The sequence below is a fragment of the Pseudomonas sp. SK3(2021) genome, from assembly GCF_016772375.1.
Taxonomy (GTDB): domain Bacteria; phylum Pseudomonadota; class Gammaproteobacteria; order Pseudomonadales; family Pseudomonadaceae; genus Aquipseudomonas; species Aquipseudomonas chlororaphis_I.
Map to the genome: position 1 here is coordinate 1,759,454 of NZ_CP061943.1, position 23,832 is coordinate 1,783,285.

Below are 23,832 nucleotides of genomic sequence, written 5' to 3' on the forward strand. Positions count from 1 at the left end.
AAGTCCTCTCAAGCGAGACGAAGGGCGCCCGCCAGCTCGGCCGGCAGGGCCGCGACGGCCTTGCCGGTGGCTCGGCGGTCGCTGTTCAAAGGGATGTCGTAGGTGATGCGCGCGCCATAGGCGCCGGGGGCGTGCGGGTCGAGGCGGACCTTGTCGAACACCAGCAGGCGGGTACCGAGGCTGAAGCCTTCCGCCAGGTCGTGGGTGACCATGAACACCGTCAGCCGGGTCTCGCGCCACAGCTCCAGCAGCAGGCCGTGCATGTCCTTGCGGATGCCCGGGTCCAGCGCGCCGAAGGGTTCGTCGAGCAGCAGCACCCGCGGCTGCATGATCAGCGCCTGGGCGATCGCCAGGCGCTGCTGCATGCCACCGGAGAGCTGCGCCGGGTACTTGTCCAGGGCATGGCCGAGACCGACCTTGTGCAGCAGGGTCGCCGCCTGTTCCCGGGCTTCGCGTTTGGCGCTGCCGAACAGCCGGCCCAGCAGCGGCGAGCGTGGCAGCTCCAGGCCGAGGGCGACGTTGTCCAGCACCGACAGATGGGGGAACACCGAATAGCGCTGGAACACCACGCCACGGCTGGCTTCCGGCTCGCTGGCCAGGGGCTGGCCGTCGAGCAGGATCTCGCCGCGACTGGCCTGTTCCTGGCCCAGCAACAGGCGCAGGAAGGTCGACTTGCCGCAGCCGGAGGCGCCCACCAGGGTGCAGAACTCACCCTCCTCGACGTGCAGGTTGAGGCGTTCGAGCACCACCTGCCCGGCGTACTGCTGCCAGACATTGTTCACCGTGATGAAGCTCATGGCCGTGCCCCCTCGTACCAGGGGAACGCCACCTGGGTCAGGCGCTTGAGCCCCCAGTCCATCAGCCAGGCGAGCAGGGTGATCCATACCACGTAGGGCAGGATCACATCCATGGCCAGGTAGCGGCGCACCAGGAAGATCCGGTAGCCCAGGCCGTCGGTGGAGGCGATGGCTTCGGCGGCGATCAAAAACAGCCAGGCCGAACCCAGCATCAGCCGCAGGGCAATCAGCAGGCGCGGCAGCAATTGCGGCAACACCACCCGCAGGATCAGGGTCCAGGTCGAGGCGCCCAGGGTCTGGGCCTTGATCAGCAGTTCCACGGGAATCTCCCGGGCGCGCTGTTCCAGGTCACGGGCCAGGCACGGGGTGATGCCGATCACGATCAGCATGATTTTCGACAACTCGCCGAGGCCGAAGACGATGAACAGGATCGGCAGGATCGCCAGCGGCGGCACCATCGACAGCACGGTCAGCAGCGGCGACAGCGGCGCCCCGAACAGCGGCAGGGTGCCGGCGGCGATACCCAGGCACAGGCCGGCCAGGGCGCTGATAGCCAGGCCGATACCGAGGCGTTGCAGGCTCGACGCGGTGTCCTGCCACAGCAGGTATTCGCCGGTGCGGGCGTCGGCGCTGAAGCCCAGGCGTTTTACCGCGTCGATCATCTGCGACGCGCTGGGCAGCAGCTTGTCGTTGGGGTTGTCCAGCAGCCGTTCGGCCGAGCCCATGAAGTAGGCGAGCAGCACCAGGGCGAACGGCAGGATCACCAGCAGCAGGCGACTCGGCCGGTCCGGGTAACGATTGATCAGGCGCATGGCCAGTCCTCCTGTTACAACTTGGCGTCGGCCGCCAGCTGCACGAAGCTCGGGTCGAAGCGCAGCTTGAGGTTGGCCTTGTCGCCGCTGATGACGCCGCCGGCGAAGCTCATGCCCACTGCGCTGGTGTCCTTGGCGCCTTCGCCCAGCAGACCGTGCTGGAAGGAGAATTCGGCGACCCTGCGCATGGTTTTCGGCAGCTCCGCGCTGGTGGCGAAGGCCAGGGCTTCCTGGGGGGTGGCGAACAGCCGGGTGGTGTCCAGTTGCGCCTGGAATCCGGCCAGGTCGGTGCCCGAGGCCTTGGCCATGTGTTCCAGCGCCGCCTTGCTCTGGGCGTTGCTGGCATTCATCAGCGCCACCACTTCGAACCAGGCGCCGGTCAGCGCCTTGCCCAGGGCCGGGTTGTCCTTGAGGGTGGAACTGTTGACCACCATCATGTCCATGATTTCGCCGGGGATCTGGCTGGAATTGAAGACTTCGCTGACCCCCGGCTTGGCCTTGATCTGCGAGAGCATCGGGTTCCAGGTGGTGACAGCCTGCACCTGGTCGGTGTTGAAGGCGGCGGCGATATCGGCGTCGGAGGTGTTGACCACTTTCAGGTCTTTCTCGGTGAGGTCCACCGAGTCCAGGGCACGGGCCAGCAGGTAGTGGGATACCGAGAGTTCCACCAGGTTGACGTCCATGCCCTTGAGGTCGGCGACCTGCTTGCCCTCGCCCTTGAGCACCACGCCGTCGTTGCCGTTGGAGAAGTCGCTGACGATCAGCGCGGTACTGTCCACGCCACCGGCGGCGGGGATGGTCAGGGCGTCCATGTTGGTCATGGTGCAGCCATCGAACTGGCCGGCGGTGTATTGGTTGATGGATTCGACATAGTCGTTGAGCTGCACCACATCGATGCTGATGCCGTACTTTTTCGCCCACTTGTCGACGATGCCCTGGCTACCGGCGTACTCCCACGGCATCCAGCCGGCGTAGAGGGTCCAGCACACGCTGAAGTGGTCTTTCTGGGCGGCCTGGGCGGCGCTGGCGAGGGTGGCGAGCACCGCGAAGACGGTGGCGAGCAGAGCGGGGAAGCGAAGCTGGGGCATGGGTGGTTCTCCAGTTGATCGAGGGCGGACAGGAGCACGCAGCACCGCGAACGGTGGCTTGTCTCCCGGGCTTTTGTCCCGCCGTGTAACCTCAACTGGAGGTCGCCAACTCTCGGACCAGTCACTCGCGCATGCGAGCCGGAACCCTAGTCAGCCATTTGCAAATTGTGGTGCCGCGAACCTGTGATGACTCCTGCACGCCAGGGTTAAAGCGAGACGCGTGCCAAGTACGGGGGAGGGCCGGTCTAGAAGGCCTGGGTTGATGACGAGGGAGAAAGCAGGGGGCGGAATCTGCCTTCAAGTGGTGCGTTTTGCATCAGGTGGGCGCTGCCAGGGTGCAGGTTGTGAGCTGGCATTCGGCCTCGAGCGCTGTCCGTCTGCTCCTGCCCAAGCGCTTTTTCCCAGTGGGAGCGAGGGCCGGTACAGCCAGCGAAAACCGGCCTTTATCGGATCCAGAATCCTTGCCTGGCGACTTGTATCAAGGTGTAACGGAAATCGCACCAGACCCCGTTTTCGCGGTCAGATATTCCGTCAGCCAGAACATCCTCGGCTGCCGCCGGCCAGCGTCGCTGGCATGGCCCATCAGCGGTCCGGGAGGCCGCCATGTATCGTCGAATTCTTCTCACTGCGTTCCTGGGTTTGGCGCTTTCTGCCTGCGTTCCCTATTACGACTACGACGGAGGTTCCACTTACTACCGCTCTGAGGTCTATACGACACCGGCGCCGGTCTACTACGGCGGTTCCTATTACTCTTCCGGCCGCGGCTATTACGCGCCGCGTTATTACCAACCTGCGCCCCGGTACTACTACCAACCTGCGCCCCGGTACTACCAGCCCCGGTATTACCAACCGGCACCGCGTTACTACCCGTCGGCGCCGCGGGCCGTTTACCGCGCCTACCCGAACCGTGGCTGGGATGGCCACCGCCAGGGCTGGAGCAACGACTATCGGCGTCATGACGGCCGCCGCGACCATGACGGCCGGCGTGGCGGTCGAGACTGGAGCGATCGCGGTCGCGACGATCACCGTCGTGACCGTCATCACAACCGCTGATCTGCCCACCACAATCAACAAGCGGCGCCTGGAGCGCCGCTTTTTCATGGCTGGCTTTTTTCACAAGTCCGACAGATCCGCCAGGGGGTGACGGCCTTCCCAGGCCTTGTGGAAATGCGCCTCGACCACGGCGTCGGGGACGCTGTTGATGTCCGGCCAGTGCCAGCGGGGCTTGTGGTCCTTGTCGATCAAGCGCGCCCGGACCCCTTCGCTGAGTTCAGGGTGCCGGCAGCAGTTCAGGCTCAGGGTGTATTCCATCTGGAACACCTGGGCCAGGGACAGGTGCCGGGCCCGCCGGATCTGTTCCCAGACCAGGCAGGCGGTCAGCGGGCAGCCTTCGCCGAGGGTTTTCGCCGCCCGGGCCAGCAGGGCATCCGAGTGATTGTGCAACTGGCTGATGGCTCGCCAGGCACAGCGTACGTCGCTGACGTCCAGCCACTCGTCGATCTGTTGGCGCCGTGGCAGCCACTGGGCCGCGGGCATTTGTGCCACGGCTTCCTGTTGCAGGGCCTTGAGCAGGCTGTTGAGCTGCATCGGCGTCTGCTCCTGCCAGTTGAGTTGCAGCAGCCCGTCGATCAGCGCTTCCTGCTGGTCGTCCCGCAGGAAGCGGTCGGCCAGGTCCAGGTCGATGGCGTCGCGGCCGTTCATCTGCGCGCCGGTCAGGCCGAGGAACAGCCCGAGCTTGCCCGGCAGGCGCGAGAGGAACCAGCTGGCGCCGACATCCGGGTACAGGCCGATGCTGATCTCCGGCATCGCCAGGCGGCTGCTCGGCGTGACGATACGAATGCTGGCGCCCTGCAGCAGGCCCATGCCGCCCCCGAGCACATAGCCGTGGCCCCAGCAGATCAGCGGTTTCGGGTAGGTGTGCAGGCGGTAGTCGAGACGGTATTCCGCAGCGAAGAACTGCGCGGCCAGCGGCGGTACTTCGCCGGGGTGGGCCAGGCAGGCCTGGACCAGGCTGCGCACTTCGCCGCCGGCGCAAAAGGCCTTGGCGCCGTTGCCGCGCAACAGCACACAGACCACCTGCGGGTCCTTGGCCCAGGCTTCCAGGCGGTCGCTCAACAGATGGATCATCGGCAGGGACAAGGCGTTGAGGGATTGTTCGGCATCCAGGGTGGCAATTGCGATGCGCGCGCCGTCGGTGCCGGTGAGTTCTTCGAAGTGCAGATTCATCGTGACCTCGATCGGGAATTTGAGCGTTCAGTATGATCGCTATAGGCGAAAGTGGCGGTTCTGCGTCAGATCAATTGACAAGCGTGGTGGGCTTTCCTAGGGTGCGCCCACTGATTTTACCGGGTGCAACCATGACCGATGACGACCGTATCAAACTCGAACCCAGCTGGAAGCAGGCACTGCGTGCCGAATTCGACCAGCCTTACATGGCGCAATTGCGCGAGTTCCTGCGTCAGGAGCATGTCGCTGGCAAGGAGATCTACCCGCCGGGCCCGTTGATCTTCAATGCGCTGAATTCGACCCCGCTGGACAAGGTCAAGGTGGTGATCCTCGGCCAGGACCCTTACCACGGCCCCGGCCAGGCACATGGCCTGTGCTTCTCGGTGCAACCGGGCGTACCGGTGCCGCCGTCCCTGGTGAACATCTATAAAGAGCTCAAGCGCGACCTGAACCTCGACATGCCCAACCATGGCTACCTGCAGAGCTGGGCCGACCAGGGGGTGCTGATGCTCAATACCACCATGACCGTGCAGCGGGCCAACGCCGCTTCCCATGCGGGCAAGGGCTGGCAGCATTTCACCGACCGGATCATCGAAGTGGTGAGCGAGCACCGGCCGCATCTGGTGTTCCTGCTGTGGGGGGCCCATGCCCAGAGCAAGCAGAAGCTGATCGATGCCACCAAGCACCTGGTGCTGACCTCGGTACACCCGTCGCCCCTGTCGGCGCACCGCGGCTTTATTGGTTGCGGGCATTTCAGCCGGGCCAACAAGTACCTCGAGCAGAATGGCGAGACGCCGATCGAATGGCGGTTGCCGCCGGTTTGAGGGAGGGTTGAAGGCCGTCATCGCGGGCAAGCCTCGCTCCAGAAGCAACGCAAAACCCTGCAGCCGCTGCCGTAGGCTGCGATAGGTCCGAAGGACCTCGGCGATTCTGTATATTGCGCCCCCTTCGGGGTCGATCGCAGCCTGCGGCAGCGGCTACAGGGGACCGGCTTCAGTCCGGTTTCTTGTCCCAATGCCGGAACAGCGGCTCGGCCAGAAACAGCACGAACAGCAAGCGCATCACCTGCATCGCCGTCACCAGCGGCACCGACAGTTGCAGGGTCTCGGCCGTCAGGCTCATTTCCGCGATGCCGCCGGGCATCATGCCCAATGTCAGCGAACGCAGGTCCAGATGAGTCAGGGCACTCAGGGCCACGGCCGCGAGGCTGGCGATCAGCATGGTCAGCGCCGTGCCGATCAGGGTGCGGCCCATGAACGAGGGCGCGTGGCGGAAGAACTGGCGATTGAAGTGACAGCCCAGGCCGCTGCCAATCAGCCACTGGCCGATCTGGCTGCCGCCGTCCGGCAGGCCGATGTGCAGGTCCCAGCCGATACTGACCGCGGCACTGACCAGCAGCGGCCCGAACAGCCAGGGGTTAGGCTGGCGCAGACGTTGCCAGAGCCAGGCGAGCAGGGCGCCCGCCGGAAACAATACGGCCAGCCAGCGCCAATCGACGCTGGCCGGATGCAATTGAGGCACGCCTTCACCCAACAGGTACTTGAAGGCCGCCGGTACACACAAGACCACCACCAGCACCCGCAGGCTTTGCCCGGCCGCCACACGGCTGAGCACCGCGCCATTGCGCGCGCCGAGGTTGACCATCTCGCCGGAGCCGCCCGGCATGCTGGAGAAGAACGCGGTAGCCCGGTCCTCACCGGTGCGCCGCAGCAGCCAGACCCCGACCACGCTGGACAGGCTGGTGACCAGGGCACCGAAGAAGATCAGGCCGAAATGGCTCATGACCTGTTCCATCACCACCGGGGTGAAGTGCAGGCCGATGCCGATGCCCACCACCCATTGCCCGCATTTGCGGCCGCCGGGGATTTCCCCCAGTTGCCAGGGCGTCAGGCAGCGCACCAGGATGATCGCCAGCAACGAGCCGACCATCCACGGCAACGGCCAGCCGATCTGGCTGGCGAGGTAACCGCCGGCCAGACCGACCAGGGGCGTACCCCACCACTGTTTGAAGCTGGCCTCAGACATCGGCCACGGCGCGTTGCAGGGCCGAGCGCTTGCGCCAGATGCGGATCATCGGCATCAGCAGCATGATCACGGTCAGCACCCAGATGCCGACGGTGATCGGGCTGGACCAGAGGATTTCCATCGCGCCGTTGGAGATCGACAGCGCGCGCCGCAGGTTCTGCTCCATCAGCCCGCCGAGGATAAAGCCCAGCAGCACCGGCGACAGTGGGAAGTCCAGCTTGCGCAGGATATAGCCGAAGATGCCGATGCCGACCATCAGGAACAGGTCGAAAGTGGTGGCGTGCACTGCGTAGACGCCGATCCCGGTGATGATCGCGATCACTGGCACCAGGGCCCAGTTCGGCACGGCGAGGATGCGGGTAAAGACGCGGATCATCGGGATGTTGAGAATCACCAGCATGATGTTGGCGATGAACAACGAGGCGATCAGGCCCCAGACGATGTCCGGCTGCTGCTGGAACAGCAGCGGGCCCGGGGTGATGTTGTACAGCGACAGGGCGCCGATCATCACCGCGGTGGTGCCCGAACCCGGGACGCCGAGGGTCAGCATCGGTACCAGGGCGCCGCAGGCCGAGGCGCCGATCGCGGTTTCCGGAGCCGCCAGGCCGCGCTTGTCGCCCTGGCCGAACTTGCCGCTGGCGCCGGCGATGCGTTTTTCGGACATGTAGGCCACGGCGCTGGCCAGGGTCGCGCCGGCACCCGGCAAGACGCCCATGATGAAGCCCAGCAGGCCGCAACGGATGTTCACCACGAACACCGACGCGGCTTCCTTGAAGTTGAACATCATGCGCCCGGTGGCTTTCACCGCTTCCTGGCCGCGATGGGTTTTTTCCAGCAGCAACAGGATCTCGCTGATGGAGAACAGGCCCAGTACCAGCACCACGAACTGAATGCCGTCGGTGAGGTGGATGTTATCGCCGGTGAAACGGTACACGCCGCTGTTGGCGTCGATGCCGACCGACGACAGGAACAGCCCGATCAGCGCGGCGATAAAGGTCTTGATCGGCCGGTCGCCCGCCATGCCACCGAGGCAGACAATGGCGAACACCATCAGCACGAAGTACTCCGCCGGGCCGAAGGCAATCGCCCATTTCGCCAGCAGCGGGGCGAACATCACCATGCCGCAGGTGGCGATGAAGGCGCCGATGAACGAGCTCCAGGCCGACAGCGACAGGGCCACCCCGGCCAGGCCCTGGCGCGCCATCGGGTAGCCGTCGAGGGTGGTCATCACGGTGGAGGCTTCGCCCGGGATGTTCAGCAGGATCGAGCTGATCCGGCCGCCGTATTCGCAACCCAGGTACACCGCCGCCAGCAGGATCAGCGCCGACTCCGGTGGCAGGCCGAGGGCGAAGGCGATCGGGATCAGCAGTGCCACACCGTTGATCGGGCCCAGGCCCGGAAGCAGGCCGACCACGGTGCCGATCAGGGTGCCGGTCAGGGCGGTGACCAGGTTGTAGGGGCTCAGCGCGACGCCGAAACCCTGGCCCAAATAGCCAAGCGTATCCATATCAGTTCTCCAGAACGTCGAGCAGGCCCAGGGGCAGTGGCACATCCATCACCCGGTCGAAGAGCACGTACAGACCGATGGCCATCAGTGTGGTGACCACGGCGCTGGGCACCCAGCGGCCGCCGTACAGGCGCGCCATAGGAATGCCGATCAGGATGCTGCTGAGAATGAAACCCAGGGGTTCGAACAGACCGGCGAAGATCAGCAGCAGGACCACGCAGATGCTGATCTTGGTCAGGGTTTCACGGTCCAGCGGCGGCTCGTCTTCGCTGTGTTTGATCGGCGCCGGGCGAAACACCATGTACAGCAGTGCCAGGCCCATCAGCCCGAGCATCAGCAGGGGAAAGGCGCGCGGACCGACCGGCTCGTAGGAAAAGGCGGCCTGGTAAGGCCAGGCCATCAGCGCCAGGCCCAGGCAGACCAGGAGCAGCACCGAGGCGAAAATACGTTGTAAGAGCATGGCAAACTCCTGGGCCCTGCCCCCGCGAAAGGGGCAGGGCCGCTAGACAGGGGCGATTACTGGATCAGGCCGAACTCTTTGGCCAGGGTCTTGTAGTCGGCCACCTGTTTCTTCACGTAGGCGTCCAGTTCCGGCCCGGTCATGGCGAACGGGAAGAGTTCGCGCTGGTCGCGCAGCTTGGCGAACTCTTCGGAAGCCAGCAGCTTGTCGAAGGCGTCTTTCCACCAGGCGTAGTCTTCGTCGCTGACCTTCGGCCCGAGGTAGAAACCGCGCACCACTGGCCAGACGATGTCGTAGCCTTGCTCCTTGGCGGTCGGGATGTCCTTCATTTCCGGCTCGTCCAGGCGCTTGTCGGAGAACACCGCGAGCAGGCGCATGTCACCGCTCTGGATGTGCGGCATGGAGTCGGAGATGTCTGTACTGCCGACCTGGATGTGCCCGCCCAGCAGCGCGGTGGCGATTTCGCCGCCGCCTTCCAGGGCCACGTAGCGCAGGTCGCGCGGGTTGATCCCGGCGGCCTTGGCGATCAGCGCGGTCTGCATCCAGTCCTGGCTGCCGACGGTACCGCCGGAGCCGATCACCACCGAGCTCGGGTCTTTCTTCAGGGCCTTGACCAGGTCGTCGAGGGTCTTGTACGGCGAGTCGCTCTTCACCGCGATGGCGCCATAGCTGGTGCCGACCGCGGCCAGCCAGCGCACCGCGCTTTCATCGAAACGGCCGAACTTGCCCTGGGCCAGGTTCAGCAGCGAACCGCTGGACCAGGCCACCAGCGTGCCGGCATCGGCAGGACGCTGGGCCACCACCGCGTTGTAGGCCACCGCGCCGACGCCGCCGGGCATGTAGGTCACGCGCATTGGTTTGGTCAGCAGCTTTTCGTTGACCAGCGCGCTCTGCGCCAGTTTGCAGGTCAGGTCGAAACCGCCGCCGGGAGAGGCCGGGGCGATGCATTCCGGGCGCTTGGGTTCGGCGCTGGCGGCGGCGAGCAGTTGGCCGGCGAACAGCATACAGCCGGCGGCGAGGGCCAATTTACGCAGTGATGGGTTCATGCTTGTCTCCACAGGAGTTGTTGTTGTGTATTGCATGTCAGGGCCTTTGGCAGGCGCGGCGCCTGCCAAAGGCCGGTCGATTACCAGAGCGCCAGGCTGTAGCTCACCAGCAGGCGCACTTCATCCGCATCGCGGGCCGAATAATTGGAACGGTAGGTGGCGTTGCGCAGGCGCACCGCGACGTCCTTGAAGGTGCCGCTTTGCACCACGTACTTGATCTCGGTGTTGCGTTCCCATTCCCTGCCGGTGTCGCCGTTTTTCAGGGCGATGTTGTCACCGCTCAGGTAGCGGGTCATGAAGCTCAGGCCGGGGATGCCGAGCTTGCCGAAGTCATAGTCGTAGCGGGCTTGCCAGGAGCGCTCTTCGGCGCCGGCGAAGTCGTTGATCTGCACGAAGTTGACCAGGTACGGGTCGGCTCCGTCGAGGTAGGGGAAGGCGCTGTCGCCGGACATGTGCTGGTAGCCGGCGCTGAGTTTATGTCCGTTCAGGGCATAGCTCACCAGGCCATTGAGGGATTTGTTGTCGATCTTGCCGCCACGGGCCTGGCCCTGGTCGTCACTGACGGCAAAACGCAGGTCCGTGGCGAAGGTGCCCGGGCCCATCGGCTGCGAGGCGAGCAGGCCGAAGAAGTGCTGGTTGTAGACCTCGGCGAGCTGGGCGAAGTGGTAGCTGCCGGTGATCTTGTCGGTGAACTTGTAGTCCAGGCCACCGAAGTCGAAGTGCTTGCCGGCGACGGTGCCGGCGAAGCGGCTGTTCTTGTTGTTGAGGGCGATGTCCTCGAAGTCGGTGCTGTCGCGATCCTTGGCTTTCTCCAGGCGGCCGCCGGTGAAGGTCAGGTTCTTGATTTCCCTGGAGGTCAGCAGGCCGCCCTCGAAGGTCTGCGGCAGGATGCGTCCGTCGTTGGGCTTGATGGTCGGCAGTTCCGGGATCAGGCTGCCGATCTTCAGTTCGGTGGCGGAGATCTTCACTTTGCCGGTCAGGCCGACCTTGGAGTACTCATCGGCGGCGCGCCCGTCGTCGTGGGTCGGCAGCAGGCCGGTGCCGGCGCGGTCGGGGCTGGAGTCGAGCTTGATGCCGAGCATGCCCAGCGCATCGATGCCAAAACCCACGGTGCCGTCGGTGTAGCCCGATTGCAGGTTGAGCATGAAGCCCTGGGCCCATTCGTCGCGCTTGGATTGCTGGGCACTGGTGCCGCTGCGGAAATCGCGGTTGAAGTACATGTTGCGGGTTTCGAGGGTGGCGCTGCTGTCTTCGAAGAAGGCGGCCTGGCTGATCGGTGAGAAACCGGCAAGGGCGGCGGCGCTGGCGAGGGCGGTGTGGCTGAGACGGGAAAAACGAACAGGCTGGCAGGCCTGAGGCTGCATGGACAGCATCGTGTTGTACTCCGTTATTGTTCTTATTGGCGAAAACGCTTCGAGGCGTTTTTCGGGATGCCACCGGGGGTAGCCACGGAAGTTGAAACAATCCGTAACAGGACTCTAAAGGACCAACCTTTCGCTAACCTTTCAGCAGGCTTTCACGGTTTTCGGGCTTCACAGCAGCGGTCCCGGCTGTAAACTCCGCGGCAATAAAAAGTGCCGTCGATCCCCTGAACGAGGTAGGAAATCCATGCGCGTGCTTCTCGTCGAAGACCACCTGCAGCTGGCTGAAAGTGTCGCCCAGGCGCTCAAGAGCACGGGTTTGACCGTGGATGTGCTGCACGATGGAGTCGCCGCGGACCTGGCCCTGGGCAGCGAGGATTACGCCATGGCGATCCTCGATGTGGGCCTGCCGCGCCTGGATGGTTTCGAAGTGCTGGCGCGCCTGCGGGCCCGGGGCAAGAACTTGCCGGTACTGATGCTGACCGCGCGCAGCGATGTGAAGGACCGGGTCCACGGCCTCAACCTGGGGGCGGACGACTACCTGGCCAAACCCTTCGAACTGACCGAGCTGGAAGCTCGGGTCAAGGCCCTGCTGCGGCGCAGCGTGCTCGGCGGCGAGCGGGTGCAGCGCTGCGGAGTGCTGGCCTACGACCTCGATACGCGGCGCTTTACCCTCGGTGAAGAACTGCTGACGTTGACCTCCCGCGAGCAGGCGGTGCTCGAGGCGCTGATTGCCCGGCCGGGGCGGGTCATGAGCAAGGAGCAACTGGCTTCCCAGGTCTTCGGCCTGGATGAAGAGGCCAGCCCGGATGCCATCGAAATCTATGTCCATCGCTTGCGCAAGAAACTCGACGGCCAGCCGGTGGCCATCGTTACCTTCCGTGGCCTCGGCTACCTGCTGGAAAGCCGCGATGCATAGGCCCAGCAGCCTGCGCTGGCGCCTGCTGTGGAACCTGGCGCTGCTGCTGGTGGTACTGATGCTGGCCAGCGGCCTGAGTGCCTACTGGAACGGCCGCGAGGCGGCGGACACCGCCTACGACCGGACCCTGCTGGCCTCGGCCCGGACCATCGCCGCCGGCCTGTCCCAGCGCGACGGTGGCTTGAGCGCCGATGTGCCCTATGTTGCCCTCGATACCTTCGCCTACGACAGCGCCGGGCGGATTTATTACCAGGTCAACGACATCCACCAGAAGCTGATTTCCGGCTACGAAAACCTGCCCGGTCCGCCGCCGGGTACGCCACGCACCGACGATTACCCGGCGCTGGCGCGGTTCTACGATGCCACCTATCAAGGGCAGAACGTCCGGGTAGTGAGCCTGCTCAAGGCGGTCAGCGAGCCGAACATGAATGGCATGGCGGAAATCCGCGTGGCGGAGACCGACGAGGCACGGGTCCGCATGGCGCGCAGCCTGATGGCCGATACCCTGCTGCGCCTGGGCATGCTGGCCATGGGGGCCTTGCTGCTGGTGTGGTTCGCGGTCAGCGCTGCGTTGCGCCCGCTGGAGCGTTTGCGCAGCGCGGTGGAAGAGCGTCAGTCCGACGACTTGCGACCATTGCCGCTGGTCGAGGTGCAACGCGAGCTGTGGCCGCTGGTGCGGGCACTCAATCACTTCACCGAGCGGCTGCGTGGGCAGTTCGAGCGCCAGGCGCAGTTCATCGCCGATGCCGCCCATGAATTACGCACTCCCTTGGCGGCACTCAAGGCTCGCCTGGAGCTGGGGCTACGGGCATCGGAGCCCGAGACCTGGCGCAGTACCCTGGAAAGCGCCGCCCAGGGCACCGACCGCCTGACTCACCTGGCCAATCAACTGCTGTCCCTGGCGCGGATCGAAAACGGCGCCCGGGCGATTGCCGAGGGCGGCGCGCAATTGCTCGACCTCAGCCAACTGGCCCGCGAACTGGGCATGGCCATGGCGCCCTTGGCTCACGCTCGGGGGATTGCTCTGGCCCTGGAAGCCGACGAGCCGGTGTGGCTACGCGGCGAACCGACCCTGTTGAACGAGTTGCTGAGCAACCTGGTGGACAATGCCCTGGCCCACACCAAACCCGGCGGAAACGTGATCCTGCGGGTCAGCGCGCCGGCGGTGCTGGAGGTGGAGGACGACGGCCCGGGGATTCCCCTGGAAGACCGCGACCGGGTATTCGAGCGTTTCTATCGGCGCAACCCCCATGTTGCCGGCTCTGGACTGGGCCTGGCGATCGTCGGCGAAATCTGTCGCGCCCATCTGGCGCAGATCAGCCTGCACGATGGCGCGCAGGGCGGGCTGAAGGTGCGGGTGAGTTTTAACGCGGGCTAGAGCTTGCGCTACAGGCTTTCAGTAGAACATTGACTGCGACTCGGCCAGATCGCTGCACATCACCTTGTTCTCGGGGTCGATCCCGAGCTTTTTGAAGGCCGGCACGCTGAAGGCGTCGATCTTCGCCAGTGGATGATCGGTGTCCTTGTGGCAGTACAAGCTGGCGACCTGCACCAGATCGACGTAGTCCAGGCGTGCGGACTGGCGCTGGAAGTTCAGGTACTGCCCCGGCAATTGGGCCAGTTGTTCCGGAAACTCCCAGACCTGCAGCAGCTTGTCGCCCAGCAACGGGTGGATGCGCTCGATCACGTGGTTGAGACTGACCGGGTCGGACAGCAGCTCATAGTGATCTTCCGCATAGGTCAGGATCGGCAGTACGCCGATCTGATGCACCAGCCCGCCGAGGGCGGCCTGGTCGGGTTTCAACTGGGTATGGCTGCGGCACAAGGCATAGCTGACGCCGGCCACTTCCAGGCTTTTGCGCCAGACATCGTGCATTTTCTGTGCGATCACCTCCGAGCGGGCATGGAAGATCTGCTCCATGACCAGGCCGATGGCCAGGTTGCTGCTGTAGTTGACGCCCAGTCGGGTAATCGCGGTGTGCAGGTCGGTGACTTCCTGGGTGGCGCGCAGCAGGGGGCTGTTGACCACTTTGATCAGGCGCGCCGACAGCGCCGTATCGCGGCCAATCACTTTGCTCAGGGTACTGACGCTGATTTCCGGGTCTTCAGCGGCCCGGCGAATCTGCAGGGCCACTTCCGGTAACGTTGGCAGAACCAGGTCATCGTTATCGATGGCCTCAACCAAATCCTGTTGGACTTTTTCCGCCAGCTCACTCATTTCTGTTCTCTAGGGTATTGCAGGAAGTTGCGGCGATCAGCGCTGGATTTCTCGATCGCGATCCAGCTGGTAAGGCAGGTCCAGCAGCTGCAGCCCGGGACCTTCGAGCGCACCAAGATGGAGATTGCCATCCTCTGCAGCTTCGGCTTGCAGTACGGCCAGGAGTTCAATGTTTTGTTCGGCGCGCGCGGCGATCACCACCTCACCGATGGAGCTGCCGTGGGTCGGGGAGAACAGTGGCGTGCCGGGCTCCGGCAATTCTTCGGCCTTCAGGGCCAGGCGGTAGAGACGGCGCTTGAGTTTGCCCAGGTACTGCATGCGGGCGACGATTTCTTGGCCGGTGTAGCAGCCTTTCTTGAAACTGACGCCGCCGATGGCCTGCAGATTGAGCATTTGCGGGATGAACAGCTCGCGGGTGGCCGGCATGACCTGGCCGATGCCGGCGCGGATCTGGCCCAGCAACCATTGATTGAGATTGCCTTCGGGTAGTTGCGCGGCCAGCTTTTCGCGCAGGCCTTCAGCTTTATCTGCCGGGGCCCAGAGCTCGGCCCGGTCCGCTGAAACACGAATGGCGATCAGGCCGCCGTTGCGGGCGACCGCGCCGTCTTCGGCCGGCAGTTCCAACCCTAGCCCAGCCAGCGCCGCATCGGCGTTGCCCAGGCCGAAGCGTACCCACAGGGCGCTTTCGTCACTGAGCCTGGCCTTGGAAAACACCGCGTATTTTTTCAGGTCCGCCAGTTGCGGCTCCAGCAGCTCGGTGGCCATGGCCAGCAGGCAGCCATCGCCTTCGAGCAGGATGCGAAAGCTCGATTGCATGCGGCCCTTCTGGGTGCAACGGGCGCCCAGGCTCGATTGGCTATCGCTGAGGTAATTGAGGTTGCAGGTCAGCTGGCCCTGAAGGAACTTGCTGGCATCGGGGCCGCGGACGGCGAGAACGCCCTCGTGGGACAGGGAGCAGAAAAAAGCGGAATCAGCCATGGGTCATCGCAGGGTAAAAAGTCTGGCGGACATCATAAGGTGGTGCCCTTGAAATGGGTAGTTCACAAAGGATGGGTGGCGACCGACCAAAGCCGACTGTTCTGGCGTCCGTCGGGCTGTATACTTGCGCTCTATTTGAGGAGCGCTCCATGGTCGAAGATGTTGAACTGAACCGCCTCTACTGGCACAGCCGCCGCGGCATGCTGGAACTGGACGTGTTGCTGGTGCCATTCGTGAAAGAAGTCTATCCGCATCTGAACGATGTTGACCGTGCCTGCTACGTCAGGCTGCTCGAATGCGAAGACCAGGACATGTTCGGCTGGTTCATGGAACGCTCCGAATCCGAAGATCCCGAGCTGCAACGCATGGTCCGCATGATTCTGGATCGTGTCCAACCCAAGTAACACCTTCGAATGCCGCTGGCAGCCTTCCAGGCAATTGCTGGCGGCCTATCTCCTGGCCCAGCTGTTCGCGCTGGGCGCCTTGCTGATGCTCGATATTCCGCACTGGGCCCGCCTGCTCGGGGCTCTGTTGTGCCTGGGCCACGGAGTCTGGGCGTTGCCGCGGCGGATTCTGCTGAATCATCCTTCGGCCTTCCGTGGCCTGCGCCGCGATGCCGATGGCTGGCAGCTGTGGTGTGCCGGGCAGGGCTGGCGGCCGGTGCAACTGCGTCCTGACAGCCTGGCGCTGCCGTTGCTGGTGGTGTTGCGTTTTCGCCTGCCGGGCGAGCGCTGGGTGAGGTCGGTCTGTGTACCGTGGGATGCGCAGGCGGCCGATGTGCATCGGCGCCTGCGCGTACGGCTCAAGTTCAGTCGCCGTAGGTGGGCGGCACCAGAATAGTGTCCAGTGCTTCAGGCAGCAGGTTCGGGTAGTCGAGGGTGTAGTGCAGGCCCCGGCTTTCCTTGCGCTCCATGGCTGAACGAATCATCAGCTCGGCGACCTGGGCCAGGTTGCGCAACTCGATCAGGTCGCGACTGACCTTGTAGTTGCTGTAGAACTCATCGATTTCGTCCAGCAGCAGGCGTACCCGGTGCTGAGCCCGTTGCAGGCGCTTGTTGGTACGCACGATACCGACATAATCCCACATGAATCTCCGCAGTTCGTCCCAGTTGTGCGCAATGATCACATCCTCATCGGAATCGGTGACCTGGCTGGCGTCCCAGGCGGGCAGGGCGATCGGAATGGCGATCTGCGGCAGTTGCTCGAGAATGTCGGCTGCCGCGGAACGGGCATAGACGAAGCATTCCAACAGCGAGTTGCTGGCCATGCGATTGGCGCCGTGCAGGCCGGTGAAGCTGGTTTCGCCAATGGCATACAGGCCCGGGACGTCGGTGCGGCCCTGCTGGTCGACCATCACCCCGCCGCAGGTGTAGTGCGCGGCCGGTACCACCGGGATCGGCTGCTTGGTGATGTCGATGGAGAATTCCAGGCAGCGCTCGTACACGGTCGGGAAGTGGCTTTTGATAAAGGCTTCCGGCTTGTGGCTGATGTCCAGGTACACGCAATCGATACCCAGGCGCTTCATTTCATGGTCGATGGCCCGGGCGACGATATCCCGCGGCGCCAGTTCGGCACGTGGGTCGAAGCGCGGCATGAAGCGTTCGCCGTTGGGCAGCTTCAGGTGCGCCCCCTCGCCGCGCAGGGCCTCGGTGATCAGGAAACTCTTGGCCTGCGGATGGTAGAGGCAGGTCGGGTGGAACTGGTTGAACTCCAGGTTGGCCACCCGGCAGCCCGAACGCCAGGCCATGGCGATGCCATCGCCACAGGCGCCATCGGGGTTGCTGGTATAGAGGTAGACCTTGGCGGCCCCGCCGGAAGCGAGGATGACGAAGCGCGCACCGTAGGTGTCGACTTCGCCCGTGGCGCGGTTGAGTACGTAGGCACCGAGGCAGCGATCGCCTTCCAGTCCCAGGCGTTTTTCGGTAATCAGATCGACGGCGACCCGCTGCTCCAGCAGTTCGATGTTCGGGCGTTGCCGGGCCTGGTCCAGTAATGTCGTGAAGATGGCCGCGCCGGTGGCGTCGGCGGCATGGATGATGCGGCGATGGCTGTGGCCGCCTTCGCGGGTCAAGTGGAATTCGAAACCGCCGTCTTCATCGCCCGATTGCTCGTCACGGGTGAAGGGCACGCCTTGATCGATCAGCCACTGAATGGCCTCGCGGCTATGTTCGACAGTAAACCGCACCGCGTCTTCATGGCACAGCCCGCCACCGGCATTGAGGGTGTCGTCGACGTGGGATTCGACGGTATCGGTGTCGTCCAGCACCGCTGCGACGCCACCTTGAGCCCAATAAGTCGAGCCGTTGGCGAGATCGCCCTTGCTCAGTACGGCAATGCGCAGATGACCAGGCAAGGTCAACGCAAGGGTCAAACCGGCAGCGCCGCTGCCTATCACCAGAACATCGTGTTGAAACTGTTGGCTCATTGGAAGATTCCGCTCAAAAGCGACCCGGGTTGGGGGTGGTGCAAGACGCCTGGATCGGCGAATCAAAGCAGCCATGCAGCCCACTAGTATATAGAGGGGGGGATCGGCACAATAGCGGTGCCTTCGTGGCATTATGAAATTATGGGTGCGGGAAAGGCGGTGTTGCGAGGCTGTGGCGGGCGGTTCGATTTTTCCGTCAAATCGAGAAGCTCGCGACTGTATCGAAGATGTAGCAACCTTTTTCTCTTCATGGTTACACAATGTTCGCTCTGCACGGCTATAAAGATTGGGAACTTTTGACACGGCCCCAAACTCAATAGAAGGTTGCCTGATAGAAGGGACAGCGTCGGTTTTTATGCAGGACTTGTGTTGTGGTCATGCAACTCAATTCGACGACAGGATTATTCGCGCAGCCGGCCTTGCCCGCGCTGCGTTTTTCGTGCGTGCCAAATCAGAGCCCGCAGGAAACTTGCTTGGAGGGGGAGAACTTTTGCGAAAAGCCCGAGTCTATGTTTGCAAGCCTGATCGTTTAGTTATGCAAGCCTCCTCCGAGCTTATCGAGGAGTGTTCATGCTAACCCAGGAAGAGGATCAGCAGCTGGTCGAACGCGTTCAGCGCGGCGACAAGCGAGCTTTCGATCTGCTAGTGCTGAAATACCAGCACAAAATTCTCGGGTTGATCGTGCGTTTTGTGCACGACACCCATGAAGCCCAGGATGTTGCACAAGAAGCCTTTATCAAGGCTTACCGTGCGCTTGGTAATTTCCGCGGTGACAGTGCGTTTTATACGTGGCTGTATCGTATCGCCATCAACACGGCGAAAAACTATCTGGTTTCACGCGGCCGCCGGCCGCCGGATAGCGATGTCAGCTCAGAGGATGCGGAATTCTATGATGGCGATCATGGCCTCAAGGATCTCGAATCGCCGGAGCGCGCATTGCTGCGGGATGAGATCGAAGGCACCGTCCATCGAACCATTCAGCAATTGCCAGAAGATTTGCGTACGGCTTTAACTTTACGTGAGTTCGATGGTCTGAGTTACGAGGATATTGCCAGTGTCATGCAATGTCCGGTGGGTACCGTGCGCTCCCGGATTTTCCGCGCTCGGGAGGCCATAGATAAAGCCCTGCAGCCGTTGTTGCAGGAAACCTGAGACAGCGGCGACAGCCAAGAGAGGAACCGCCATGAGTCGTGAAGCCCTGCAGGAATCGCTGTCCGCGGTGATGGATAACGAAGCGGACGAACTGGAATTGCGTCGGGTATTGAATGCCGTCGACGAAGTGGAAACCCGTGAGACCTGGGCTCGTTACCAGATCGCCCGGGCGGCCATGCACAAGGAATTGCTGCTTCCGCGTCTGGACATCGCCGCAGCCGTTTCTGCTGCGCTGGCTGATGAAGCCGTACCGGCCAAGGCCGCTCGTGGTCCATGGCGCAGCCTGGGTCGCCTGGCTGTTGCCGCGTCGGTGACCGTTGCCGTACTGGCGGGTGTTCGCCTGTACAATCAGGATGAGATCGCTGGTGTCGAACTGGCACAGCAATCGAACCAGCCAACCCTTGCCGCTCCTCAAGTAAAAGTCCCAGCCGTATTGGCCGGCTACAATGAGAGTTCGGAAGCCACTGGCCCTATGGCCAACGGCGTATTGCAAGGTCAGCCAGGCTGGCACGATCAGCGTCTGCCAAGCTACCTGCGTCAGCATGCTCAACAAGCTGCACTGAAGGGCACTGAAAGTGCTCTGCCTTATGCTCGTGCGGCGAGCCTGGAAAACCGTTAAGGAGGATCATGCGCGCCATCCCTCTACTCTCGCTCCTGCTCAGTGGCTGGTTCATTGTTCCAGCCCACGCCGACGAAGCTCAGGATTGGTTGAAACGTCTTGGGCAAGCCGAACAGCAGCAAAGCTTCCAGGGTACTTTCGTCTATGAGCGTAATGGTAGTTTTTCTACCCATAACATCTGGCATCGCGTCCAGGATGGTCAAGTCCGCGAGCGGCTGATTCAGCTCGACGGTTCCGCTCAAGAGGTTGTGCGTGTTGATGGGCGTACCCAATGTGTCAGCGGTACGCTGGTGGCTGGACTGGGGGACGCCCCCAACGCTTCGGCCCACTCACTCGATCCAGAAAAGCTCAAGAATTGGTACGACCTTGCCGTCATCGGCAAGTCGCGTGTGGCTGGGCGTTCAGCGGTCATTGTTTCCCTGACCCCACGGGACCAGCACCGTTATGGTTTTGAATTGCATCTGGACCGCGAAACGGGCCTGCCGCTGAAATCGCTGCTATTGAACGATAAGGGGCAGTTGCTCGAGCGCTTCCAGTTCACTCGTCTGGATACGGCGGATGTGCCGAAGGACAGCGAGCTGCAAGCCAGCGCCGAATGCAAGGCTGTCGCCCTGGACAGCGACAAGGCTTCTGCGGTGAAGTCTGCGCAGACCTGGCACTCGGACTGGTTGCCGCCAGGCTTCGAGTTGACCAGCAGCAGTGCGCGTAAGGATCCCGAGACCAAGACCATGGTCAACAGCCTGATGTATGACGATGGCCTGGCCCGCTTTTCGGTGTTCCTCGAACCGCTCAATGGTGCGACGGTGACTGACACCCGTACTCAACTGGGCCCGACCGTGGCGGTCTCCCGGCGGCTGACCACGCCTGAAGGCGAAATGATGGTAACGGTGGTGGGTGAGATCCCTATCGGCACCGCCGAACGGATCGCCTTGTCGATGCGTACCGACGCTGCAGCGCCCAAGGCGCAGTGAGTACAGCCCCAGGTGTTCATCGAGCGTTAATGTTGGTTGTGTAAGAGGTCTGCAATGCCAGCTCTGCAATCGAGATATCTAAATGTTCGGTGAACATTTTCATTTGCAAAACCCTCTGTTTTTTCTTATAGGTCAGAACCACTAGGTTCTGGCCTTGTTTGTCGTTTCCGAGACAAAAGTACTGCGCGAGTCGCCTGGTATTTCTTGTCCCTATCGCTTAACCACGCTCGTTGTAATGGGAGCCGTATGTCGATACCACGTTTGAAATCCTATCTCTCCATTTTCGCTACTGTGCTGGTGCTCGGTCAGGCCGTTACCGCGCAGGCAGCGGACTTGCCTGACTTCACACAACTGGTCGAGCAGGCATCGCCCGCCGTGGTCAACATCAGTACCACGCAGAAGCTCCCGGACCGCAAGGTTTCCGCCCAGATGCCTGACCTTGAAGGCTTGCCGCCGATGCTGCGCGAGTTTTTCGAGCGTGGCATGCCACCGCAGCCGCGTTCGCCACGAGGCGATCGCCAGCGTGAAGCCCAGTCCCTGGGGTCTGGCTTCATCATTTCGTCGGACGGTTACATCCTGACCAACAACCATGTGATTGCCGACGCGGATGAAATCCTTGTCCGCCTGGCCGACCGCAGCGAACTGAAAGCCAAGCTGATCGGCACCGATCCACGCTCCGACGTGGCGTTGCTGAAGATCGATGGCAAGGACCTGCCGGTGCTGAAACTGGGCAAATCCCAGGACCTGAAGGCCGGCCAGTGGGTAGTGGCCATCGGTTCGCCATTCGGTTTCGACCACACCGTGACTCAGGGCATCGTCAGCGCCATCGGTCGCAGCCTGCCGAACGAAAACTACGTGCCGTTCATCCAGACCGACGTGCCGATCAACCCGGGTAACTCCGGTGGTCCGCTGTTCAATCTGGCCGGTGAGGTGGTGGGTATCAACTCGCAGATCTACACCCGTTCCGGCGGCTTCATGGGGGTGTCCTTCGCCATCCCGATCGATGTTGCCATGGATGTTTCCAACCAGCTGAAAGCCGGTGGCAAAGTCAGCCGCGGTTGGCTGGGCGTGGTCATCCAGGAAGTGAACAAGGACCTGGCGGAATCCTTCGGTCTGGAGAAGCCGGCCGGTGCGCTGGTGGCTCAGATCCAGGACGACGGCCCGGCAGCCAAGGGCGGCTTGCAGGTGGGTGATGTGATCCTGAGCATGAACGGTCAACCGATCATCATGTCGGCGGACCTGCCGCATCTGGTGGGGGCCCTCAAGGCTGGCGCGAAAGCCAATCTTGAAGTGATTCGTGACGGCAAGCGAAAGAACATCGAATTGACCGTTGGTGCGATTCCGGACGAAGACAAGACCCTGGACGTCATTAGCAAGTCTGGTGCCGAACGCAGCAGCAACCGCCTGGGTGTTGCGGTAGTGGAGCTGACCGATGAGCAGAAGAAAATCTACGACATCAAGGGCGGTGTGGTGATCAAGGAAGTTCAGGACGGCCCGGCCGCGCTGATCGGCCTGCAGCCGGGTGATGTGATCACTCACCTGAATAATCAGGCGATCACTTCGACCAAGAACTTCACTGAAATCGCCCAGGCGCTGCCGAAGAACCGTTCGGTATCGATGCGGGTTCTGCGTCAGGGGCGCGCGAGCTTCATTACCTTCAAGCTGGCCGAGTAATTCGTTTAACGGATTGATCGCGCAATAAAAAGCCCGCCTCGAAAGAGGCGGGCTTTTTTGTGGGCGCCGCTTGGGTTCAGCGCATCATGTCCTTGACCATCTGCTCCTGGTCCATCAACTCACGCTGACGTGCATCGATCCGTGAAGACAGGGGGAAGTTGCTGCCGGCGCGACGTTTGGCGAAATCCAACTGCTGGATCGCCTGGCGATAGTCGCCAACCAGGGCAAAGTATTCGGCCCGCGCCTGATGCAGGCCGATGATATTGCCGGACAGGCCACGGGTTTCCGCCACCGAGTACCAGACGTCCGGATCATCGGAGCGGGTCTTGAGCAGGCTTTCCAGGGCCTTTTCGGCGTCCGCCGGGCGATTCTGCTTGAGCAGCAGATCGACCCTGACCTGGTTCAGGGGATAGTTGCCCGGGTACTGCGCAAGCATTTTATCCACCCGGGCCTGGGCGTCGGAAAAGCGGCTGGTGGCGGTATCCAGATCGATCTGGGCCAGGTTGTAAGTGATGTCGTTAGGCTGTTTGGCCAGCAGTTGCTTGAGGTTTTCCCGGGCATCGTTGAACTGGCTGCCCTTGATCTGGGCGATGGCGAGGCCGTAGCGAGCGATGTCGTTTTTCGGGTTTTCGTCGAGCTGGGCGCGAAAACGCTTGGCGCCCATGCCGGGAGACTCTTCGTAGATCAGCTGTACTCGGGCGCGAATCAGCTGGTAGCGCAGGCTGTCTTCCTTGCCGCCGGCCTTGGCTTGTTCGGCGCGGTTGCGGGTGTCGGCGATCCGCGATTCGGTGACCGGGTGAGTCAGCAGGAACTCCGGCGGCTTGGCGTCGAAGCGGTACTGGCGCATCAGGCGCTCGAACATGGTCGGCATGGAGCGTGGGTCATAACCGGCTTTTTCCAGGTTGAGGATGCCGATGCGGTCGGCTTCCTGCTCGTTCTGCCGAGAGAAGCGCCGTTGCTCCTGGATGGCCGCGGCCTGGGTGCCGGCAATGGCGGCGATCCCGGCGTCGCCACCGCCCGCCGCGGCGATCACGATCCCGGCCAGCAGGGCGGCCATCATCGGTACCTGCATGCGTTGCGAGGCCTCGACGCCACGGGCAAAGTGGCGTTGCGACAAGTGCGCCAATTCGTGAGCCAGTACCGAGGCGTATTCGCCTTCGGTCTGGGCGTTGAGGAACAGCCCGCCGTTGACCCCGACAATCCCGCCGGGAGCGGCGAAGGCGTTGAGCTGCGGGCTGTTGATCAGGATGAACTCGAGGCGCCGGTCGTTGACCTGGCTGGTTTCGACCAGCTTGTAGACGCTGGTTTCGACATAGTCCTTGAGTTGCGGGTCGTTGAGTTGCGAAACCTGGCTGCGCAGCAACGCCAGCCAGGCGCGGCCCAGTTGGTGTTCCTGTTGGGGAGAGACAATGGCAGAACTGGCATCACCGAGTGACGGCAGGTCGTCGGCGAAGCCTGGTGAGGCGAGCAGGCAAGCGAGCGTCAGCAGGGTAGGGCGCAAAAAAGTCATGCACAAAGCCTTAGTCGACAAAGAGTCTACTGTAGCCGGACACC

General features: G+C 62.9%; 23 protein-coding genes and 1 riboswitch. Of the genes, 10 read left to right on the top strand and 13 right to left on the bottom strand.

The window, feature by feature from the left end; genetic code table 11:
- Window positions 1-8 precede the first annotated feature (8 nt).
- From IF690_RS07945 to IF690_RS07955, 3 genes are read right to left on the bottom strand one after another with little or no spacing between them, the layout of a single operon-like run.
- Window positions 9-797, bottom strand: a complete 789-nt coding sequence (locus IF690_RS07945; protein ID WP_202699653.1) for an ABC transporter ATP-binding protein — start codon at window positions 795-797, stop codon at window positions 9-11.
- Window positions 794-1,609: an ABC transporter permease gene (locus IF690_RS07950; RefSeq protein ID WP_202699654.1), complete on the bottom strand. Its 816-nt coding sequence runs from the start codon at window positions 1,607-1,609 to the stop codon at window positions 794-796. The genes IF690_RS07945 and IF690_RS07950 overlap by 4 nt, the downstream gene beginning before the upstream one ends.
- A 14-nt stretch (window positions 1,610-1,623) precedes the next feature.
- A complete protein-coding gene (locus IF690_RS07955; RefSeq protein ID WP_202699655.1) occupies window positions 1,624-2,697 on the bottom strand; it encodes a putative urea ABC transporter substrate-binding protein in 1,074 nt (357 codons plus the stop codon).
- A gap of 60 nt (window positions 2,698-2,757) precedes the next feature.
- Window positions 2,758-2,858: riboswitch (guanidine-I (ykkC/yxkD leader) on the bottom strand.
- A gap of 442 nt (window positions 2,859-3,300) precedes the next feature.
- On the opposite strand from IF690_RS07955, the gene IF690_RS07960 reads away from it, so the two are divergent.
- The gene (locus tag IF690_RS07960) at window positions 3,301-3,750 is read left to right on the top strand and encodes a hypothetical protein (RefSeq protein ID WP_202699656.1); all 450 of its coding nucleotides are present in this window, start codon (window positions 3,301-3,303) and stop codon (window positions 3,748-3,750) included.
- A 60-nt stretch (window positions 3,751-3,810) separates the two neighbouring features.
- Here IF690_RS07960 and dspII read toward each other — a convergent pair whose 3' ends face one another.
- A complete protein-coding gene (dspII, locus tag IF690_RS07965; protein ID WP_202699657.1) occupies window positions 3,811-4,923 on the bottom strand; it encodes an enoyl-CoA hydratase/isomerase DspII in 1,113 nt (370 codons plus the stop codon).
- Between the two features lie 131 nt (window positions 4,924-5,054).
- Here dspII and ung point away from each other — a divergent pair, with 131 nt between their 5' ends.
- Entirely contained in the window at window positions 5,055-5,747 is a 693-nt protein-coding gene (gene ung, locus IF690_RS07970) for a uracil-DNA glycosylase (protein ID WP_202699658.1), read from the top strand.
- 169 nt (window positions 5,748-5,916) lie between these two features.
- Here ung and IF690_RS07975 read toward each other — a convergent pair whose 3' ends face one another.
- From IF690_RS07975 to IF690_RS07995, 5 genes are all read right to left on the bottom strand, one after another.
- The gene (locus IF690_RS07975; RefSeq protein WP_202699659.1) at window positions 5,917-6,948 is read right to left on the bottom strand and encodes an AbrB family transcriptional regulator; all 1,032 of its coding nucleotides are present in this window, start codon (window positions 6,946-6,948) and stop codon (window positions 5,917-5,919) included.
- Window positions 6,941-8,455, bottom strand: a complete 1,515-nt coding sequence (locus IF690_RS07980; RefSeq protein WP_202699660.1) for a tripartite tricarboxylate transporter permease — start codon at window positions 8,453-8,455, stop codon at window positions 6,941-6,943. The genes IF690_RS07975 and IF690_RS07980 overlap by 8 nt, the downstream gene beginning before the upstream one ends.
- A gap of 1 nt (window position 8,456) precedes the next feature.
- Window positions 8,457-8,915: a tripartite tricarboxylate transporter TctB family protein gene (locus tag IF690_RS07985; RefSeq protein ID WP_016702126.1), complete on the bottom strand. Its 459-nt coding sequence runs from the start codon at window positions 8,913-8,915 to the stop codon at window positions 8,457-8,459.
- A 56-nt stretch (window positions 8,916-8,971) separates the two neighbouring features.
- Window positions 8,972-9,961 carry a Bug family tripartite tricarboxylate transporter substrate binding protein gene (locus IF690_RS07990; RefSeq protein WP_023968150.1) on the bottom strand — a complete coding sequence of 330 codons (990 nt, stop codon included), beginning with the start codon at window positions 9,959-9,961 and terminating at the stop codon, window positions 8,972-8,974.
- Window positions 9,962-10,041: 80 nt separating this feature from the next.
- Complete coding sequence (locus IF690_RS07995) at window positions 10,042-11,334, bottom strand: OprD family porin (protein WP_202699661.1); 1,293 nt, start codon at window positions 11,332-11,334, stop codon at window positions 10,042-10,044.
- Window positions 11,335-11,569: 235 nt separating this feature from the next.
- Here IF690_RS07995 and tctD point away from each other — a divergent pair, with 235 nt between their 5' ends.
- Entirely contained in the window at window positions 11,570-12,241 is a 672-nt protein-coding gene (gene tctD / locus IF690_RS08000; protein WP_009042580.1) for a two-component system response regulator TctD, read from the top strand.
- Window positions 12,234-13,619 carry a two-component system sensor histidine kinase TctE gene (gene tctE, locus IF690_RS08005; RefSeq protein WP_202699662.1) on the top strand — a complete coding sequence of 462 codons (1,386 nt, stop codon included), beginning with the start codon at window positions 12,234-12,236 and terminating at the stop codon, window positions 13,617-13,619. The genes tctD and tctE overlap by 8 nt, the downstream gene beginning before the upstream one ends.
- 18 nt (window positions 13,620-13,637) lie before the next feature.
- Here tctE and IF690_RS08010 read toward each other — a convergent pair whose 3' ends face one another.
- Complete coding sequence (locus tag IF690_RS08010; protein ID WP_202699663.1) at window positions 13,638-14,459, bottom strand: HDOD domain-containing protein; 822 nt, start codon at window positions 14,457-14,459, stop codon at window positions 13,638-13,640.
- Between the two features lie 36 nt (window positions 14,460-14,495).
- Window positions 14,496-15,437, bottom strand: coding sequence for a CAF17-like 4Fe-4S cluster assembly/insertion protein YgfZ (gene ygfZ / locus IF690_RS08015; protein ID WP_202699664.1), 942 nt, complete (start codon window positions 15,435-15,437; stop codon window positions 14,496-14,498).
- A 149-nt stretch (window positions 15,438-15,586) separates the two neighbouring features.
- Here ygfZ and IF690_RS08020 point away from each other — a divergent pair, with 149 nt between their 5' ends.
- Window positions 15,587-15,841 carry an FAD assembly factor SdhE gene (locus IF690_RS08020; protein ID WP_007930227.1) on the top strand — a complete coding sequence of 85 codons (255 nt, stop codon included), beginning with the start codon at window positions 15,587-15,589 and terminating at the stop codon, window positions 15,839-15,841.
- Window positions 15,825-16,277: a protein YgfX gene (locus IF690_RS08025; protein ID WP_202699665.1), complete on the top strand. Its 453-nt coding sequence runs from the start codon at window positions 15,825-15,827 to the stop codon at window positions 16,275-16,277. The genes IF690_RS08020 and IF690_RS08025 overlap by 17 nt, the downstream gene beginning before the upstream one ends.
- On the opposite strand, the gene nadB is transcribed toward IF690_RS08025, so the two are convergent.
- Window positions 16,246-17,862, bottom strand: coding sequence for an L-aspartate oxidase (gene nadB, locus IF690_RS08030; RefSeq protein WP_202699666.1), 1,617 nt, complete (start codon window positions 17,860-17,862; stop codon window positions 16,246-16,248). The two genes, IF690_RS08025 and nadB, sit on opposite strands and share 32 nt — an antisense overlap.
- A 570-nt stretch (window positions 17,863-18,432) precedes the next feature.
- Here nadB and rpoE point away from each other — a divergent pair.
- The 4 genes from rpoE (at window position 18,433) to IF690_RS08050 (ending at window position 22,278) form a co-directional block, all read left to right on the top strand.
- Window positions 18,433-19,014, top strand: a complete 582-nt coding sequence (gene rpoE / locus IF690_RS08035; protein WP_007930230.1) for an RNA polymerase sigma factor RpoE/AlgU — start codon at window positions 18,433-18,435, stop codon at window positions 19,012-19,014.
- Window positions 19,015-19,045: 31 nt separating this feature from the next.
- A complete protein-coding gene (locus IF690_RS08040; RefSeq protein ID WP_202699667.1) occupies window positions 19,046-19,633 on the top strand; it encodes a sigma-E factor negative regulatory protein in 588 nt (195 codons plus the stop codon).
- 8 nt (window positions 19,634-19,641) lie between these two features.
- A complete protein-coding gene (locus tag IF690_RS08045) occupies window positions 19,642-20,604 on the top strand; it encodes a MucB/RseB C-terminal domain-containing protein (RefSeq protein WP_202699668.1) in 963 nt (320 codons plus the stop codon).
- A 246-nt stretch (window positions 20,605-20,850) separates the two neighbouring features.
- Window positions 20,851-22,278 (top strand): DegQ family serine endoprotease, encoded by a 1,428-nt coding sequence (locus tag IF690_RS08050; protein ID WP_202699669.1) that lies wholly within the window; start codon window positions 20,851-20,853, stop codon window positions 22,276-22,278.
- 76 nt (window positions 22,279-22,354) lie between these two features.
- On the opposite strand, the gene IF690_RS08055 is transcribed toward IF690_RS08050, so the two are convergent.
- The gene (locus tag IF690_RS08055) at window positions 22,355-23,788 is read right to left on the bottom strand and encodes a M48 family metalloprotease (protein WP_007930234.1); all 1,434 of its coding nucleotides are present in this window, start codon (window positions 23,786-23,788) and stop codon (window positions 22,355-22,357) included.
- Window positions 23,789-23,832: the final 44 nt, after the last annotated feature.